At 49.0% G+C, this 16359-nt stretch carries 10 protein-coding genes; 8 read left to right on the top strand and 2 right to left on the bottom strand.

Annotated elements, in window-relative coordinates:
* Positions 1 to 831: 831 nt before the first annotated feature.
* The 8 genes from M0L20_RS22765 (at position 832) to M0L20_RS22730 (ending at position 13216) form a co-directional block, all read left to right on the top strand.
* Entirely contained in the window at positions 832 to 1824 is a 993-nt protein-coding gene (locus M0L20_RS22765; RefSeq protein ID WP_248479279.1) for an ATP-grasp domain-containing protein, read from the top strand.
* Between the two features lie 297 nt (positions 1825 to 2121).
* Entirely contained in the window at positions 2122 to 3564 is a 1443-nt protein-coding gene (locus tag M0L20_RS22760; RefSeq protein WP_248479277.1) for an amino acid permease, read from the top strand.
* A 36-nt stretch (positions 3565 to 3600) separates the two neighbouring features.
* A complete protein-coding gene (locus M0L20_RS22755; protein ID WP_248479276.1) occupies positions 3601 to 4902 on the top strand; it encodes an APC family permease in 1302 nt (433 codons plus the stop codon).
* Between the two features lie 31 nt (positions 4903 to 4933).
* Entirely contained in the window at positions 4934 to 6064 is a 1131-nt protein-coding gene (locus M0L20_RS22750; RefSeq protein ID WP_248479275.1) for an LLM class flavin-dependent oxidoreductase, read from the top strand.
* 167 nt (positions 6065 to 6231) lie between these two features.
* A complete protein-coding gene (locus M0L20_RS22745) occupies positions 6232 to 6804 on the top strand; it encodes an RNA polymerase sigma factor (protein WP_248479274.1) in 573 nt (190 codons plus the stop codon).
* A gap of 55 nt (positions 6805 to 6859) precedes the next feature.
* A complete protein-coding gene (locus tag M0L20_RS22740; protein ID WP_248479273.1) occupies positions 6860 to 7963 on the top strand; it encodes a FecR domain-containing protein in 1104 nt (367 codons plus the stop codon).
* Positions 7964 to 8196: 233 nt separating this feature from the next.
* The gene (locus M0L20_RS22735; protein WP_248479272.1) at positions 8197 to 11466 is read left to right on the top strand and encodes a SusC/RagA family TonB-linked outer membrane protein; all 3270 of its coding nucleotides are present in this window, start codon (positions 8197 to 8199) and stop codon (positions 11464 to 11466) included.
* Between the two features lie 22 nt (positions 11467 to 11488).
* The gene (locus tag M0L20_RS22730) at positions 11489 to 13216 is read left to right on the top strand and encodes a RagB/SusD family nutrient uptake outer membrane protein (protein ID WP_248479271.1); all 1728 of its coding nucleotides are present in this window, start codon (positions 11489 to 11491) and stop codon (positions 13214 to 13216) included.
* A gap of 128 nt (positions 13217 to 13344) precedes the next feature.
* Here M0L20_RS22730 and M0L20_RS22725 read toward each other — a convergent pair whose 3' ends face one another.
* A complete protein-coding gene (locus M0L20_RS22725; protein ID WP_248479269.1) occupies positions 13345 to 14070 on the bottom strand; it encodes a LytR/AlgR family response regulator transcription factor in 726 nt (241 codons plus the stop codon).
* Positions 14071 to 14181: 111 nt separating this feature from the next.
* Entirely contained in the window at positions 14182 to 16263 is a 2082-nt protein-coding gene (locus M0L20_RS22720) for an ATP-binding protein (protein WP_248479267.1), read from the bottom strand.
* Positions 16264 to 16359 lie beyond the last annotated feature (96 nt).

Raw genomic sequence — 16359 nt, 5'->3', positions numbered from 1 at the left:
AATAAATACAATACTATAAACTTCTACTTATGCATAGACTAACTTTTTGTTGGTTTCTTTATCAGTAGACCAAACGTATGCATAGCTGCGGCAGGCATAACCCACCAATTATGTGTACTACGTGACTATAGGCTAGTGTTATGTGTTCATAAACTCCTATAGTAGAGCGTATCCATTAAAAACTTTAACCATATGATCACATTGATTATGATCGCAAAACTGGTCGTAATAAGCATGAGTGACTATCGCAGACTGCCCAAAAACTGTTCAATTTGTAACAAACGACTGAATTTGCTCCTTCTTAGAGCGATTTCACCTTATTAAGGTTCGTTATCAGCCTTCACTACAAAACAGATGAGTGACGTTGACGGCTTGCGCGACATTTAGCCAGTAGAAATAAGTTACATTCTTTATACTAAGCAACGTTGACGGCTATCATAAGAAAAGATTGTGGCTGTTATACAACTCCGCCCAACTACTGCAGTGACCTTTTGTGCCACTCGAGGTGTGAATGGTTAGAAGAAATGCGGACGGAAAGCAGCCCTGTCGTTTTTTTATACAGCGGATTATCAGAAAGCCGTGAAACTCAGTAACGTAATAATCGTATAAGGCAAAAAATTTTCCGTGTTAACTAAATTCATACAGCTGCTGCGTTTCAGAATGCGTTTTACCTGTAGATTTGTCCAGTTAGTAAATAGGATTACAAGGTTCATTGCATAGACCATCCCTATCAATCATTCTGAATGAACTGATCGATGACTAGTTGGCCGGCCAAACCCTTTCCAATTTACTTATGTTCAGGTAGGAGCGATCCATCAATACTAAGCGATTATGGCTGAATTAGTAAAACCTATTGGTATCTATTACGAACATCCTGACTGGTTTAAACCCCTCTTTGCCGAACTCCAACGGCGCAATATACCCTTTGAACGAATTGATGCCACCCGGCATCGCTACAACCCTGCCGAAGCCGACAGCCCTTATTCCCTAGTCGTCAACCGAATGAGTTCGTCGGCTTACCTGCGTGGAAACGGACAAGGCATTTTTCACACCGCTGGCTACCTCACCCACCTCGAACAGATTGGCGTGCGTGTCATCAATGGCACCGTCGCTACCAGCATCGAAACCAACAAGGCCCGACAACTGGCCCTGCTGGCTTCCCTAGGCTTATCTTTTCCTCAAACCCTGGTCGTTAATCACGTCTCGCAGGTGCTACCCGCAGCGCAAGAACTACGCTTCCCAATTGTCGTTAAAGTCAACATCGGCGGAGCGGGGGCTGGTATTGTTCGCTTCGATACCCACGAAGGTTTGCAGGCAGCCGTTGAGACCAACCAGATTGATTTGGGTATCGACCAGACGGCATTGGTGCAGGAGTATGTTCAGCCACGCGGGGGCCATATCGTCCGCGTCGAGACGCTCAACGGACGCTTTCTGTACGCCATGAAGGTCTTCACCACTGGCGAAAGCTTTAACCTCTGCCCTGCTGAGATCTGCGCGATTCCAGAGTCGCCATCAGCTGATTTCTGTCTGACCGAAGCGCCTAAGAAAGGCATTCATCCAGGCCGAAGGGCGGTGGAGGCCTATACCCCACCCGCCCAGATTATCGCAGCCGTGGAACGCATCGCCAAAACTGCCCGCATCGACGTGGGGGGTGTCGAATACCTCATCGACGACCGAACCGGCGAAGTGCTCTTCTACGACATCAACGCGCTGTCCAACTTTGTGGCCGATGCGGTCAACGTCGTTGGCTTCGACCCCTACGCCCGCTTCGTAGACTACCTCGAAGGCCAACTCGAAAAAACGCTTCTCTCCGAAAACGTATGAAATTTGGTTATTGGATGCCCGTCTTCGGCGGCCGGTTACAAGAACTACCAGCAGTGACTGGCGGTTACGCAGTTGGAAAAGCAGGGCTCGCTTGAAGATTATTCGGTTTCGAACCGGGGACTGCGAAGCGGTGATCCAGGTGAAAGCCTGACGTTGTTTTTAATTAATTCTAGACTATTTACCTGTTTTGTATTGACCCATATTCCGTCAGTAAACAGGTTTATTTTTCGTAACCGGCGTTGGCTATGTTCCTGTCGTTCATGAGCCAGTTAATGCCGGTTGTTTATCATTGTATTCATGCGTATAAAATCTCTTGACCAACTGCGGCAGGAAGCTGGCGAAAGCGGCAAATCCTCGCTTAAACGGTCGCTTGGTGCATTTAATCTTGTAGCCCTAGGAATCGGTGTTATCATCGGAGCCGGGTTGTTTTCCTTAACGGGCATTGCGGCTGCTAACCATGCAGGTCCTGCGGTGACACTTTCTTTTGTTGTGGCGGCTATCGGCTGTGCTTTCAGTGCCTTATGTTATGCCGAATTTGCTGCTATGGTACCCGTTGCGGGCAGCGCTTATACCTACGCCTACGCCACCCTGGGTGAACTGTTTGCCTGGATCATTGGCTGGGATTTGATCCTCGAATACTCCGTAGGAGCCGCTACAGTCGCTATCAGCTGGTCCCAGTACCTGACCCGTTTTTTGGCAAAATACAACTTGCATTTGCCTCCTCAATTGGTGCAATCACCGTTCGAATCTATAACGATGGCCGACGGCTCGGTGGTGAGTGGATTCATCAATCTACCTGCCGTATTGATTGTCGTACTGGTTTCGGTGATTATCATCCGGGGTACGCAGGGGTCGGCGGTGTTCAATGCCATTGTGGTAAGTCTGAAAGTGCTGGTTGTTCTCGTGTTTATCGCTCTGGGCTGGCAATACATCAACCCCGCCAACTATTCACCGTACATTCCACCCAATACCGGTGTGTTTGGTGAATTTGGCCTCAGTGGGATTTTCCGGGGAGCGGGCGTCGTTTTCTTTGTTTTCATCGGTTTTGATATTGTGGCAACGATGGCGCAGGAAACAAAAAATCCACAACGCAACATGCCGATCGGGATTCTCGGTTCGCTGATTGTTTGTACTGTTCTTTTTGTCCTGTTTGGTTACGTTATGACGGGTCTGGCTAATTACACCGAGTTTAAAAATAGCGCAGCCCCGGTAGCGATTGCCATCGAAAAGACGCCGTATCAGTGGCTCAGTCAAGCGATTATTCTGGCTATTCTGATCGGGTACACATCCGTTATTCTGGTGGATTTATTAGGACAGTCGCGGGTATTTTTCTCGATGAGCCGCGACGGATTACTACCCCGCGCCTTCTCCGACATTCACGCCCGCTTTCAGACGCCCTGGCGCTCAAATATCCTCCTGTGCATCTTTATTAGTCTGTTTGCGGGCTTGGTACCTATCCGGGTTGTTGGCGAAATGACGAGCATTGGTACGCTGCTGGCATTTATTCTGGTCTGTCTGGGCGTGCTGATTCTACGCAAACGACAACCGGATGCACCCCGCGCTTTCCGAACCCCCTGGGTACCCGTCGTACCGATTCTAGGCATTGTAACCTGTGCGGTTATGATGCTATCACTACCGCTCGATACGTGGATTCGACTCGTCGTCTGGCTAGCTATTGGCCTGGTCATCTACTTCGCCTACGGCAAGAAACGGAGCAAATGGCAGACGCCCGCTAAATAGCTATAATGCTGTAAACTACGTAAACGAAACAGACGGATGGCATCTACGCCAACTACTTCACCGGTTCTGCTGCGGGGCATTGGCCGGTTTGATTTTATTGCGCTTATCATCAACATCACCATTGGTGCAGGTATTCTGGGCCTACCGGCCAAGCTGTATACACTGGTGGGCAGTTGGAGTTTGCTTGCCTACGGGGTCAGCGGTATCATCGTTACCCTGATTATCCTTTGTTTTGCCGAGGTAAGCAGCCGTTTTAGTGGTACGGGTGGTCCCTATTTGTACACGCGCCGGACTTTTGGGCCACTGATTGGCTTTGAGGTTGGCTGGCTATTCTGGTTATCGCGGGTGGCAGCCTTTGCGTCAATCTGTAATTTATTCATCAGTTACGCGGCTCTTTTTCGGCCCCAGCTTGCTAGTGGATGGGAGCGCGCGGGCGTGATTACGGCACTCGTTCTGGGCTTGTCCCTGCTCAATTACGTTGGCGTGAAGCGGTCGGCTCGGATAAACACGTTATTTACACTCGCCAAATTAGGAGCTATTGGTCTGTTTGCCGCAGTGGGGTTATTTTTCGTTAAAACGGAAACATTCACTTGGCCCCCTTTCCCGGCTTATTCTCCTTTTTCTCAATCGGTACTTTTATTGATTTTCACATTTTCCGGTTTCGATGTGGCAACAATACCATCGGGCGAGGTTCAGCAGCCGCAACGGACCGTTCCTATCTCTTTGCTAATAGCCATCGGAACGGTTGCTTTGCTGTTTATGGCCGTTCAGGTGGTCTGTATCGGTACGCTGCCCAATCTTACCCAGTCAGAACGGCCTCTCGCTGATGCGGCTACCCAATTCATGGGTCCGGTGGGCGGTTGGGTCATCACCGCCGTAGCCCTGTTAACAGCCATGGGAACCTTGCACGCTCTGATGTTGACAGGTCCCCGGCTCCTGTTTGCGATGGCGGAACAAGGGCAACTACCTAGCTGGCTGGCCAGCACCCACTCCCGCTTTCGAACGCCGTACGTCGCCATTTTCGTGACGGCTGCGCTGCAACTTTTGCTGGCCATAACGGGCACCTTCCTGTATGCGCTGACCCTTAGCACCCTGATTCGACTGGCTTATTTTGCGCTGGTCAGTGCTGCACTACCCGTTTTGCGACTACGTACCGATGCACCACCAGCCCAGTTTCATGTAGCCGGCGGGTGGCTCATTTCCGGATTAGCAGTCGTGTTTTGCGGTTGGTTACTCAGCAATAGTTCGGCGGTAGAAGCGCGGGACGTAAGCATAGCGATTGGTGTGGGCCTCCTTATTTTTGCGTTGATGCAGCGCCGACCAAAACCACGCCAATAGTGCCACAATACGAATAAAAGCCGTTTATTTCATGCTTCATCATCCTATTCAATCAGTTCCGGTACGAACGACCCAACGGGCATGCGAAGTAGCCTGGTTTTCTGACCTTTGCGGAGAAGACACCGAATTTCTGAGTGTACGCGACCCGGCTCGTAGCACCTTCGCCCATTGTCGAACGATTGCCCTCAAGGCCGACCAGTTAGGTTTTAATAACTTACTGCTGCCGACTTCATACATGGTTGGCCAGGAAGTCATTCCATTTGCGGGTGGCGTTGCGCCTGATCTAACGCAAATCAGTCTGCTAACCGCTATCCGCTGTGGGGAACTACATCCACCTATGCTGGCCCGGACGCTGGCTTCGCTCGACCATATGCTGCAAGGGCGACTGACGATCAATATTATTAATTCCGATTTGCCCGGCTACCGCGAAGACGCCAATTTTCGTTACCAGCGTTGCGCCGAAACCATTCAGATCCTGAAACAAGCCTGGACACAGGACCGGATTGAACACGACGGACCTGTCTACGGTAAAATCAGTCTGGACACAGCCCCTGTCCGACCCTATCAGCAACACGGCGGTCCGTTACTTTATTTTGGGGGCACTTCCGATGGCGCACGCGACGTTTGTGCCCGCTATTGTGATGTGTTTCTGATGTGGCCCGAAAGCGAGGAGATGCTATACGCCAACATGCAGGACGTAGCTGAACGGGCCGACCGACTCGGACGAACCATCGACTTTGGACTGCGAATTCATGTTATCGTCCGGGAAACCGAGGCCGAAGCGCGCGCCTGGTCAACGCATATTATGTCGAAGTTCGATCCGGTACGGGGGGCCGCCTTAAAAAATGCGTCCCAAAGTTCGTGGTCACTGGGTGTAAAACGGCAAAATGAGCTGCGCCAGATGGCCGATTCAGACGGGTTTGTCGAGCCGTTGTTGTGGACTGATATTGGCAAAGCGCGGTCGGGTGCTGGCGGAGCATTGGTGGGCAGCGCCGATCAGATTGTTGAGAAAATAACCCGGTACATGGACATGGGTATGCGGAGTTTTATTTTCTCGGGTTATCCACTTATCGAAGAAGCTGATTATTTCGCAAGCTTAGTATTGCCCAAGCTACCGACGATCTCGCTGTCTGTTCAACAGGGGCGACGACCACAGACCTGAACGAAAAAATTGGGTTTGTTTGACACCGAAATAGATTGCCGTTAAGTATAAAAAAGTGTTTGTTACTTGATACGAAAAAGACTGCGTTTCGGTTCTAACCCTGTCTGCCTGTTAAACTACAGCGAACATTAACTAGACAATCGATCACCTTACATGCATTTGGTTACGTGAGCGAGCAACAACTTTGGAAAGCCTTTCAGGAAGGCGATGAAGAAGCGTATACACAGCTTTATCAAAATCACGTCCGGGCGATGTACCGGTATGGCATGAGTTTGGTAGCGGCTTCGGAAGCGTTTGTTTTAGATTGTGTACACGATGTTTTTACGGAAATATGGGCGAAACGAACACGGCTTACCACACCGGACAATGTTCGTCATTACTTGTTGAAAGCGCTTAAAATACGCATTGTTCACCTCCTCGAACGAAAAGAGCGACCGAATAAACCCCTAACTGAAACCGACTACGAACTTCTGTGGGCAGAACCCAATGACCTGGAATTATTGGAAGAACTGGAAGCGGCCAGCACACGGCAACAGCGATTGGAACGGCTCATTGCCCAGCTCCCCCCCCGTCAGCAGGAAGCTTTGAAATTACGCTTCGTGGAAAATATGGATTACACCCAAATTGGCGAGATACTGGACGTTAACCAGCAATCCGCTAAGAACTTGGTATTCCGGGCCGTAGAAAAACTTCGAGGTTGGGTTGCTCTCTTATTTTTAACTTTTTCAACTTTTTTTTAGGTTTTAGTGAGTACGTTTTCCAAATGCTGTCATCTACTGACAAATCCAGTAGCCTGTGCAGCCCGATTACAAGAATTTTTCAACCGCTGATTTTCTAACGGACGATTATTTCGTCTATCACCAGCTTCAGCCCACACCCCATTCGTCGCATTTTTGGGCAACCTGGCTCAAAGAGCACCCGAACCGACAGCAGGAATGGCAACAGGCCGTCGATTTATTGGCCGCTATCCGCTTAGGGCTTGACTCCTACGCGCAAACCTATTTGCCGCAGGAGACTATTCGACAGCTTCTCGTTCGAATTCAGCAAACAAACGCCCAGATTGATAAGACCGAAACACCGGTTCGCCGGATAAGATGGCGCCTTTGGGCAGCAGCCGCATCGGTTTTTCTGGTACTGGGCGTAACGATCTGGTGGCAAGCCCAAACCCGTTCCTCCCCGTATGAGCAGCACCTGGCAACTCTCGATAAAACGGTTTCCGAAAAGGTAAACAATACCCAGCAAGTTCAAACGATTGACCTACCCGACCGCTCCGTTGTCCGGCTGGCTCCGAAGAGTCGGTTGAGCTATTCTGTTGACTTCGGTCAGCACCAGCGAGTCATCTATCTTTCGGGCGAAGCGACGTTTTCGGTAACCAGAGATTCGCAACGTCCTTTTCTTGTGCATGCTAACGAAGTCGTTACGAAAGTTGTAGGAACCCAGTTTACCGTTCGGGCCTTTGCCGAAGAAAACCGGGTTCGGGTTCGGGTGCAATCCGGTCAGGTATCGGTCTACCGCGATCAGCAAACAAACTCGCCGACTCAGCAAAAAGGGGTGATGTTACTGCCCAATCAGCAGGTAGTCTTTAACCGAAAGACGGACCAGTTCGATAAAATGCTGGTCGAAACACCCAGCTTGATAATCAGCCCAACCCGTCAGAAAAAAGGTCCGGCTTTTGTCTATAACGATACGCCCATTCCCCAAGTGTTGCAGGAATTAAAAGATGCTTACGGCATTGAGATCCGCTACAACAAGGAAGCATTAACCAATTGCCAATTGAACTCCTCCATGACCAATGAATCATTCGAGCAGAAGCTGGAAATCATCTGCCGCACAATTGGCGCTACCTACGAAATGATTGATGGGCAGGTCATTATCAATGGCGGCACCTGTCAGAACTAACGACTATCAGCTACAATTTACCTTTATTTTTCAAGTCTATTCAGTACAATATGAATCAATTCTACCTGCTTTCCGAACCCCAAAGTCAATGATAGGACCGGCTGCTTTCATGGCCCGGCGATTCCTTTATGACATTCTTCGTAGCGGCCAATGGACGCGTCCCTCCTACTCTTTTTGACCTTTTAAAACCAATCAATACGATGAAAAACGTTAACCTTTACTTATTCAGGTTTATGAAACTCACGTGCCTGCAACTGTTACTGACGGTGCTATTCATGGGAGTCTCCTGGGCCAGCGATGTCACAGCCCAGGAATTACTCAACCGCCGACTAAGCCTTACAATACAGGATCAGAACATTAAGACCGTACTACGAAGCATTGAAAAAGCCGCTAGTGTCAAGTTTTCCTACAGTCCGCAAGTTGTCCGCTCCCGGCAACTGGTTTCGATGCAGGTGCAGAACGGAACGTTAAGAGAAGTGCTGGAAAAGCTGCTCGTACCGTTAAAAGTTAACTTCAGCATTTCTGGCGAACAGATCATCTTAGCCCGTACGGTTGACGAACCGGTTCGCAGTCAGTTGGGTGAATCGGTCGAAATCAACGAAGCACCCGCCGAACGAACCATAACAGGGGTTGTATCGGACGAAAAAGGGCAGGGATTGCCCGGTGTGAGTGTGATTGTAAAAGGCTCAACGCGTGGTTCGGTAACCGACGCATCAGGCACCTACCGCCTAACTATTCCCGATGGTCCACAGACTCTAGTTTTCAGCTTCGTGGGGTTCACGACTCAGGAGGTGACGGTTAGAAATCAAACCAACTTGTCTGTTCAGTTGCAACCCGATGTCAAATCCATCAATGAAGTTGTTGTTGTCGGCTACGGTTCGTTGAGCCGTAAGGAAGTGACAAGTGCCGTTACACACCTGTCTTCCTCGGATCTGTTGCGAGTAGGCAGCAATAGTCCGCTGATGTCGATTCAGGGAAAGGTGGCAGGTTTATCGATCACGAATACAGCCGCCGGTGATCCGAATTCGACGCCTAGTATTCAACTTCGGGGTGCTTCTTCCCGAAGTGCGGGCTTAGGACCTCTGTTTGTCATTAATGGCGTGCCGGGCGGAAACCTGGATAACATTAACCAAAATGAAATTGAGTCGATTGATGTCCTGAAAGGTGGTGCGGCATCGGCCATCTACGGAACGCGTGGTAGTAATGGGGTGATTGTCATTACTACGAAGAAAGGCTCTTCGGAACCTCGTATTTTTTACGATGGCTACACGTCGTTTGATTACATCACCAACAAACTCCATGTGCTGTCGAAAGAACAGTTTCTGGCGGACAAGCGCGGGGTTGATCTGGGTGGCGAAACCGATTGGATGAAAGCAGTTAGCCGTAATCCGGCTTTCTCGCAGAAGCATACCTTGCAGTTTTCGGGAGGCAATGGTCAAACTAACTACTTTGCTTCCGTCGACTATCGGAACGCGACCGGTATAGATTTGCGCTCCGCGAAACGCGAATACGGTGGCCGGGTAAATATCAACCATACCTCGGCCAATAACCTGTATGCCATCACGTTTACGGCGGCTCCCCGTTACGCCAACACCAGTGGGGCCGATTACAGCGCCTTCAATTATGCCCTAACGCTCAATCCAACGCAGCCGATTTATGACAACACAGGCCGGTATGCTTATATCACATCAGGTTTTTTTGCGAATAACCCTGTTGAGCGGGCTAAGAATGTACTGGCTCAGCAGGAAATCAAATACCTGGACATCAACGGTTCGTTTAAACTGAATCTGCTCAACAACCTGTCGACCCTGATAACGCTCGGCGAAGTAAGTGGCTCATTCCGGAACGAAAACTTCACGCCTTCTACGCTGTCGACGGTGGTGAATGGTACCAAACGGAACTCTGCTTCGCAGGCGCTGGATGAACGCGATCAGAAAAGCTTTGAGTGGACGGGCAATTACGCGCTGGATGCTCAAAAGCACTCGGTAAAACTATTGGCGGGCTACTCCTATCAATATTTTACGTCATCGGGATTTAGTGCTTCCAACGAGAATTTCCCTTCTGACATATTAACGTACAACAGTCTGGGCACGGGTCTCTGGAATTTGCAGCAAGGCATTAACAACGTGGGGTCTTACCGGAACAACTCCAAGCTGGCCGCTTTTTTCGGACGCGTGAATTACGACTTCGACCAGAAGTATTACCTATCCGCCAGCTTACGCCACGAAGGATCATCTAAGTTTGGTTACGACAACAAGTGGGGTAATTTCCCGGCGGCTTCGGTGGGCTGGCGCATTACGCAGGAAAAATTTGCTCAGGGACTGCCCTGGTTGAACGAACTGAAACTGCGAGCCGACTATGGCGTAACGGGTAACCAGGATTTCGACAACTACCGCTCATTGGACACGTATAGTGGGTATGGTTACTATCTGTACAACGGTAGCTCCTATCAAGTGTGGGGACCGAGCCAGAATACTAACTACGACTTACGCTGGGAAAAAGCAATTAACTTCAACGTAGGTGTTGACTTTGATGTGTTTAAAAACAGCCGCCTGACGGGTAGCCTGAACTACTATGTTCGCACCAACAAAGACCTGCTGGGTTCATACACAGTAGCCAATCCGCCAAACGTGCAGGGTTCAACCTTTGCCAACGTAGGGACGATGAAGAATTCCGGCCTCGAAATCCAGTTGAGTGCAGCGGTTATTTCGAACAATGACTTTAGCTACAACGTCTCCTTTGCCGGTGCTACCAACGACAACAAATTTGTTTCGTTCTCCAACGAAGCGTACAGGGGTCAGAACTTTGTCAACGTTGTTAGTATGCCCGCACCCGGCAGCCCCGGCACGTCGCAGCGGTTACAGGAAAATACCCGGATTGGCAGCTTTTACATGTTAAGATCGGCAGGCGTCGATGAAACTGGTGCGTTGTTGGTGTACAACAAAAACGGGGATATCATCGTAGCCAATAAAGCGACGAACGATGATCGGCAGTTCGTTGGCAATGGTCTACCCAAATTTACGGCGAGCCTGACCAACAACGTCCACTACCGGAAGTGGGACCTAAGCGTATTTCTGCGGGGAACGTTTGGCTACAAGATTTTCAACACCTTTGCCTCCTATCTGGGAACGCCCGCTGCTCAGCAGAATGCCAACTTGTTAAGTTCGGCGTTTGACGAAAAAAGCAAATACTCGAAGCTGACTAATTCGGCGACCTACTCGGCACTTTCCGATTATTTTCTGGAGCCGGGCGGTTTCGTCAAAATCGACAACATAACGCTGAGTTACACGCAGCCCGTTACAAGCAAATTCCTACGTTCGGTCCGTGTCTATGCGACAACCCGGAACCTGAAAACCTTCACCAAATTCACTGGGGGCGATCCCGATTTAATTCAGGTAAACGGCTTATATCCCGGTGTCAATACGAACGGCGACAACAACGGCACGCTGAATTACTTCCCATCGACAACCCAGCTTTTACTGGGTCTTCAGGTCACTTTCTAACCTTAGGCGACACGTTAAACTCATGAAACGAAATCAATTCTTAACCGCCATACGTAGTGCCTCCGTCTCGCTGCTGCTCGTAGCCGCTAGCGGTTGCACCAATCTGGATGAGGTCCTCTCCGACCGGATCACCTCAGAAAATTTCCTACAAACCAAAGAGGATGTTATCCGGGACTTCTTACGCCCCTTCGAACACAGCTACTGGTCGATTCAGGGTGGCTCAACGTTTATGCTTCAGGAAAATAGCTCGGATGAACTGATGACCCCAAACCGGCAGGGCGACTGGTTCGACGGGGGGCAATTTCAGCGGGTTCACAACCATACCTGGACTCCCAACGACAACTATACAAGCGATGCCTGGAACGCGTTGTACGGGGGCGTTACGTTAGCAACCAACACGCTGGAAGATTTGCAGAGTATCCAAGACCCAGCCAAGTTCAGTATGACCCAGGCAGAACTCGATGACATGATTTCGGAGGTTCGTACGCTTCGGGCATGGCTTAACCTAAGGCTACTGGATTTTTATCGCAACATTGTGATTGTGACCAAAGTGAAAGGCGAAACGCAGGGTGGTCCGCAGGCTTCCCCCCAGGAAACCTTTAATTTCATTGAAAAGGAGCTAAAAGAATCGATACCGAAATTACCGACTCGCCAAAGTCTAGGAGCCAATGCAATCGGACGCTGGACGCAGGCCGGAGCCGCAGCGCTGTTGGTAAGGCTGTACCTAAACGCTAAAGTGTATACGGGTACCGACCGCTTTACGGACTGTGCCGCAGTTTGCGAGGATATTATTGGCGGCAAATACGGTCAGTACGCGCTGGAATCGCGCTGGGACGCTCCCTACGATTACACCAATGCCACATCGTCAGAAACGGTTTTTGGTTTTCCCGGAAGCTTCGGCCTTACGCACTGGCAGTACGATGGCGGGATGTATTTCTGGATGTTACCCGTCAACGCTACGTTCTACTTCGGCTTCACGGATTTTGGCACGGCCAACCCCAAATATGCCCTTCAGCCGGGTCGGGATGTCGATAGCACGGAATACAACTTTACCTTGGGTAAACCGTTCATCAAATTCCAAAAGTATGCCGACGATTACCGGCTTAGAACGTACAAGAATCTGGGCAACAGCAAACGGGAAGGTATGTTCCTGAAAGGTTATTTAACCTATACCAACTCAGCAGGCAAACCAGACACCGTACGCTCTACCAAAGGGCCTTACCCGCTTTTCTTCCGGGATCAGGTAGGGATGTTCCTAGCAGCCAAACCCGGTACGAAAATCGCCGACAAAACGTCGAACATGAACAATGCTGACCAAAACTCCGGTATCACTCCCGTAAAATATCCGTATTACCCCAGCAGTGATCCGAACAAGATTTCGTCAGCCTACGCCGAGATTCGGTTAGCCGAGATCTATTACTCGCTGGCCGAATGCAAATACCGGGCGGGTGATAAAGCGGGAGCGGCAACGCTTCTGAATACGGTTCGCACCCGAAACTACCCAGCCAACTCACCGAGTCTGTACAAAGCGGATGGCAGCCAATTGACGGATCAGGAAATGCTGGATGAATGGGGCCGCGAGTTTTTGGTGGAGGGTCGCCGACGTACCGACCTTATTCGTTGGGGGGTATTCAATACCGGTACCTGGTGGGACAAACAACCGGATGCAGATAACCATACCGCTGTTTTCCCGATTGGTCAAAACGTATTAAATGTGTCTCCGCAACTAAAACAGAACCCCGGCTATTAAGAGCTGCGTTCTTATTTGAGCGCGGACTTAGTGCTTTTGAGAAGTCGTCTTTACATACAACTAAGATGATGAGTTGTATGTAAAGACGACTTTCTTGTGATAGCCTGTTACGAATCAGCGTGATGCATTTATTTAAAGCCCTTCCAGCGGAGAAAATCGTTAGACTTCGCTTTGCTGACCACAATCAAGTTATCCATGTCCGTATTAAGCCGGACACCAATCTTTCGGGCGGGCAAATACTCCACGCTCATGACGCTTTGGCGATGAATCAGGTACTGGCGGTTCGCCCGGTAAAATGTATTCGGGTTCAACATTTGCTCCAGTTCGTCCAACGTATGTGAAATCTGGTACGTATTTTTCAACGTCTGCAAATAACTAAGTTGATTTTTGAGATACGCACACCGAATGGATACAGTAGGGACAGTCAATAGCTTCGCCCCTTTACTCACAGCGATATAATCCGCTTGCTTGTTTTGAATCGCTGAATGGCTAAAATAGTTGGCTCGCCGGGCAAATTTGTCTAGGCTACTAGATAACCTGTCCGCCGTAACGGGTTTAAGAATATAATCGATAACGTGGCTACCAAATGCATCCAGAGCGTAATCCTGATAGCTCGTACAATAAATGACGGGAGTCTGTAACTGGAGATAGTCAAAAATCTCGAAGCTAAGGCCATCCTGTAGCAAAACATCAGCCAGAACAAGATCGGGAGCGGGTTGGTTTGCCAACCAGTGGATAGCCGCTTGAACAGTGGTAAGTTTGGCTTGAATATGAACAGGAAAAGGAAGCTGTTGAATCAAGCTTTCTAAATGATACGAAATAGTTAGTTCATCTTCCAGGATAAGTATCGTCATGCAAAAGGGGGTAAGGCGAAGGGTTGATAAGCCTTCTTTTTACTCGTATTGTTGTTAATTAAAAACACATCAAAACCTGTAAACTTAAAGTAAGTTTCTGAAACAGAAAAACTAAGCACTTACTTGGGTTTCACTAGCTTGCAATTCTGGATCTTGCTTCGTGTTATCACCAGGGTCAATTCCAGCAAAGAACAGCTCGACCGTTGTACCTTCGCCGACGTGACTGGTTATGGATAATCGTCCTTCATTTAGTCCAAGAAACTCCTGAGTCACTACTAGGCCCAACCCAGTCCCTTTTTGTGGTTGGGGCTTTTCAGTCGCCTGCATCCCTATTCCTGTATCTGCGATTACAACTACTGACTCCTGACCTACCGTCTGGTAGTCAATACTGATCTGGCCTCCCACCGGGGTAAATTTGCAGGCATTATGGATAATATTGCGCACAATAATTTGGGCTTGAACTTCATCCACCCAAGCCCACAACGGTCCTGCCCCTAACTCAACCTCCAGGGCTTTCTGAGCGATCATGGGTTCAAACAGCATGAGTACTTGCTGGGTCACAGTCGCCAAATCTACCCTGGCGGGCCGCGTTATCAATAGATTCCGTTGGAGAGCCGACCAATGCAGCAAATTATCCAGCGTAGAGTATATGGCATTTACATTTCGGCTGAGTTGGGCCACCTGGTCATCAAAACGCTGCTGGTTAACCGTTGGCTGACTTAGCTGTTTGAGGGAAGCCCGCAGGTGAAAAACAGGTGTTCGCAAATCATGGCCTATTACAGAAAATAATTTGTCCTTTACGTTATTCAGGTCCTGCAAATGCTCGGTCTGCAACCGGATTTGCTGGGTTTGCTGCTCAAGTATCTTTACGTGGGTACGCGCTGTTTTAGCCGCTCGTACACCCCCAATAGCCAACAATAGCAGACTAAGCGCCAATCCTCCAACCAGGAGTTGCCGCTGCCGGGTCTGCTCAAGCTCAAGCTGGCTAATGGCCATGTTCTTTTCCAGAAGTGAAACATGCTGCGTCTGCTTTTCCAGTTCAGCCCGCGCTTCGAGGTTGGCCAGTGCTTTGTATTTTTCAACGCGTTGCAGACTGTCATTGACTTGTTTTTGCTCCTTCAACAGCAGGAAAGCGTCCTGATATCGCCTTTGCTTCTCCCGGATACGAATCAAACTACTCAGAATATCCACTAATTCTGTTGGGTTGGCGCTCCGGAAATTTTGTAAGGGTTTGTTGATCCATTGGAAAGCGTCCTCGAATCGATGCTGATGTTCAAAGATCAGACCCTGGATTCGAAACAGGTTACCCGGCATATAGATACCGGCTTGTTTATTCAGCTGAAGCGCTTTGCTTACAACGGCCTGGGCTTCGCTGAGTCGATTTTGTTCGAGAAGGTTATTAGCAATCGAGTAATACGTTTGACTTACATAATTTACGTCCACGTTACCCTGTCTCAGGATTCCAGCGAGTGCTTTCTGATGATACGGTAAGCCTTTTCTGAATTGGTGTTGTAGATCGTACCACTCCCCAAAATTGGCATACGCCAGAAACAGATCACTGGGGCTATTTAATTGCTCGGCCAGCGCGACCATGGTTTTTAAAGTCGTTAACGCTTCTTTATTCTGTCCCTTTCCCGCGTAGTAGGTATATAACAGCGCGTAGTTTGAGACGTCATATTTGTGAAAATTAATTTTCTCGGCGTAGGCCAGATTTTGCTTAATCTGATTGAACTTTTGTACCAACATGTCCCGGTAACTATACGCACGGGCCAGCATATACATAGCACGGGTGATTTCCTTTTTCTGAGCTGTTTGCTTCAGGTATTGAATAGCCTGATTCAAGATATTAATGACATCCGGGTAGTTGGCCGTGTCTTGGTAGTAACTTCCTACATGAGCGTAAAAACGCCCTAAAACGAGCGGATCAGCCGTACGTTTGGCAATTTGCAAGCCTTCCCGTACATAGGGTGCAGCCGTTTCGAGTTGATTTATTTCTTTACATCGACTAACAATTTTACCCAGAATTCTAAGCTGAGTCGTATCTTGGTTAGCCTCCTGCAATTGGTGCGCTAACTGACTGAGCGTGGAATCCTTAGGAAAAGCCGATGGGTGTGTGGATTGAGCTAATGCCGGGATAAAGCTACTCAGCAGTATTGCGCAGAACCCAATAACGGTAAATCCTGTCATTTTCATGAATATAGCATTGACATTAAGAATTTAAACTAGAGGATAAGCCACATTGTACGCTAAAGTATAGCTTATAGACTAATATTAATAATAAACATGTAT

The sequence above is a fragment of the Spirosoma liriopis genome (assembly GCF_023196085.1).
Lineage (GTDB): Bacteria > Bacteroidota > Bacteroidia > Cytophagales > Spirosomataceae > Spirosoma > Spirosoma oryzicola.
This window is presented reverse-complemented; position numbering and strand designations above follow the sequence as displayed.

Coding starts and splice junctions, on each gene's coding strand:
- M0L20_RS22765 (WP_248479279.1), top strand. CDS start 832: ATGGCTGAATTAGTAAAACCTATTGGTATCTATTACGAACATCCTGAC.
- M0L20_RS22760 (WP_248479277.1), top strand. CDS start 2,122: ATGCGTATAAAATCTCTTGACCAACTGCGGCAGGAAGCTGGCGAAAGC.
- M0L20_RS22755 (WP_248479276.1), top strand. CDS start 3,601: ATGGCATCTACGCCAACTACTTCACCGGTTCTGCTGCGGGGCATTGGC.
- M0L20_RS22750 (WP_248479275.1), top strand. CDS start 4,934: ATGCTTCATCATCCTATTCAATCAGTTCCGGTACGAACGACCCAACGG.
- M0L20_RS22735 (WP_248479272.1), top strand. CDS start 8,197: ATGAAACTCACGTGCCTGCAACTGTTACTGACGGTGCTATTCATGGGA.
- M0L20_RS22730 (WP_248479271.1), top strand. CDS start 11,489: ATGAAACGAAATCAATTCTTAACCGCCATACGTAGTGCCTCCGTCTCG.
- M0L20_RS22725 (WP_248479269.1), bottom strand. CDS start 14,070: ATGACGATACTTATCCTGGAAGATGAACTAACTATTTCGTATCATTTA.
- M0L20_RS22720 (WP_248479267.1), bottom strand. CDS start 16,263: ATGAAAATGACAGGATTTACCGTTATTGGGTTCTGCGCAATACTGCTG.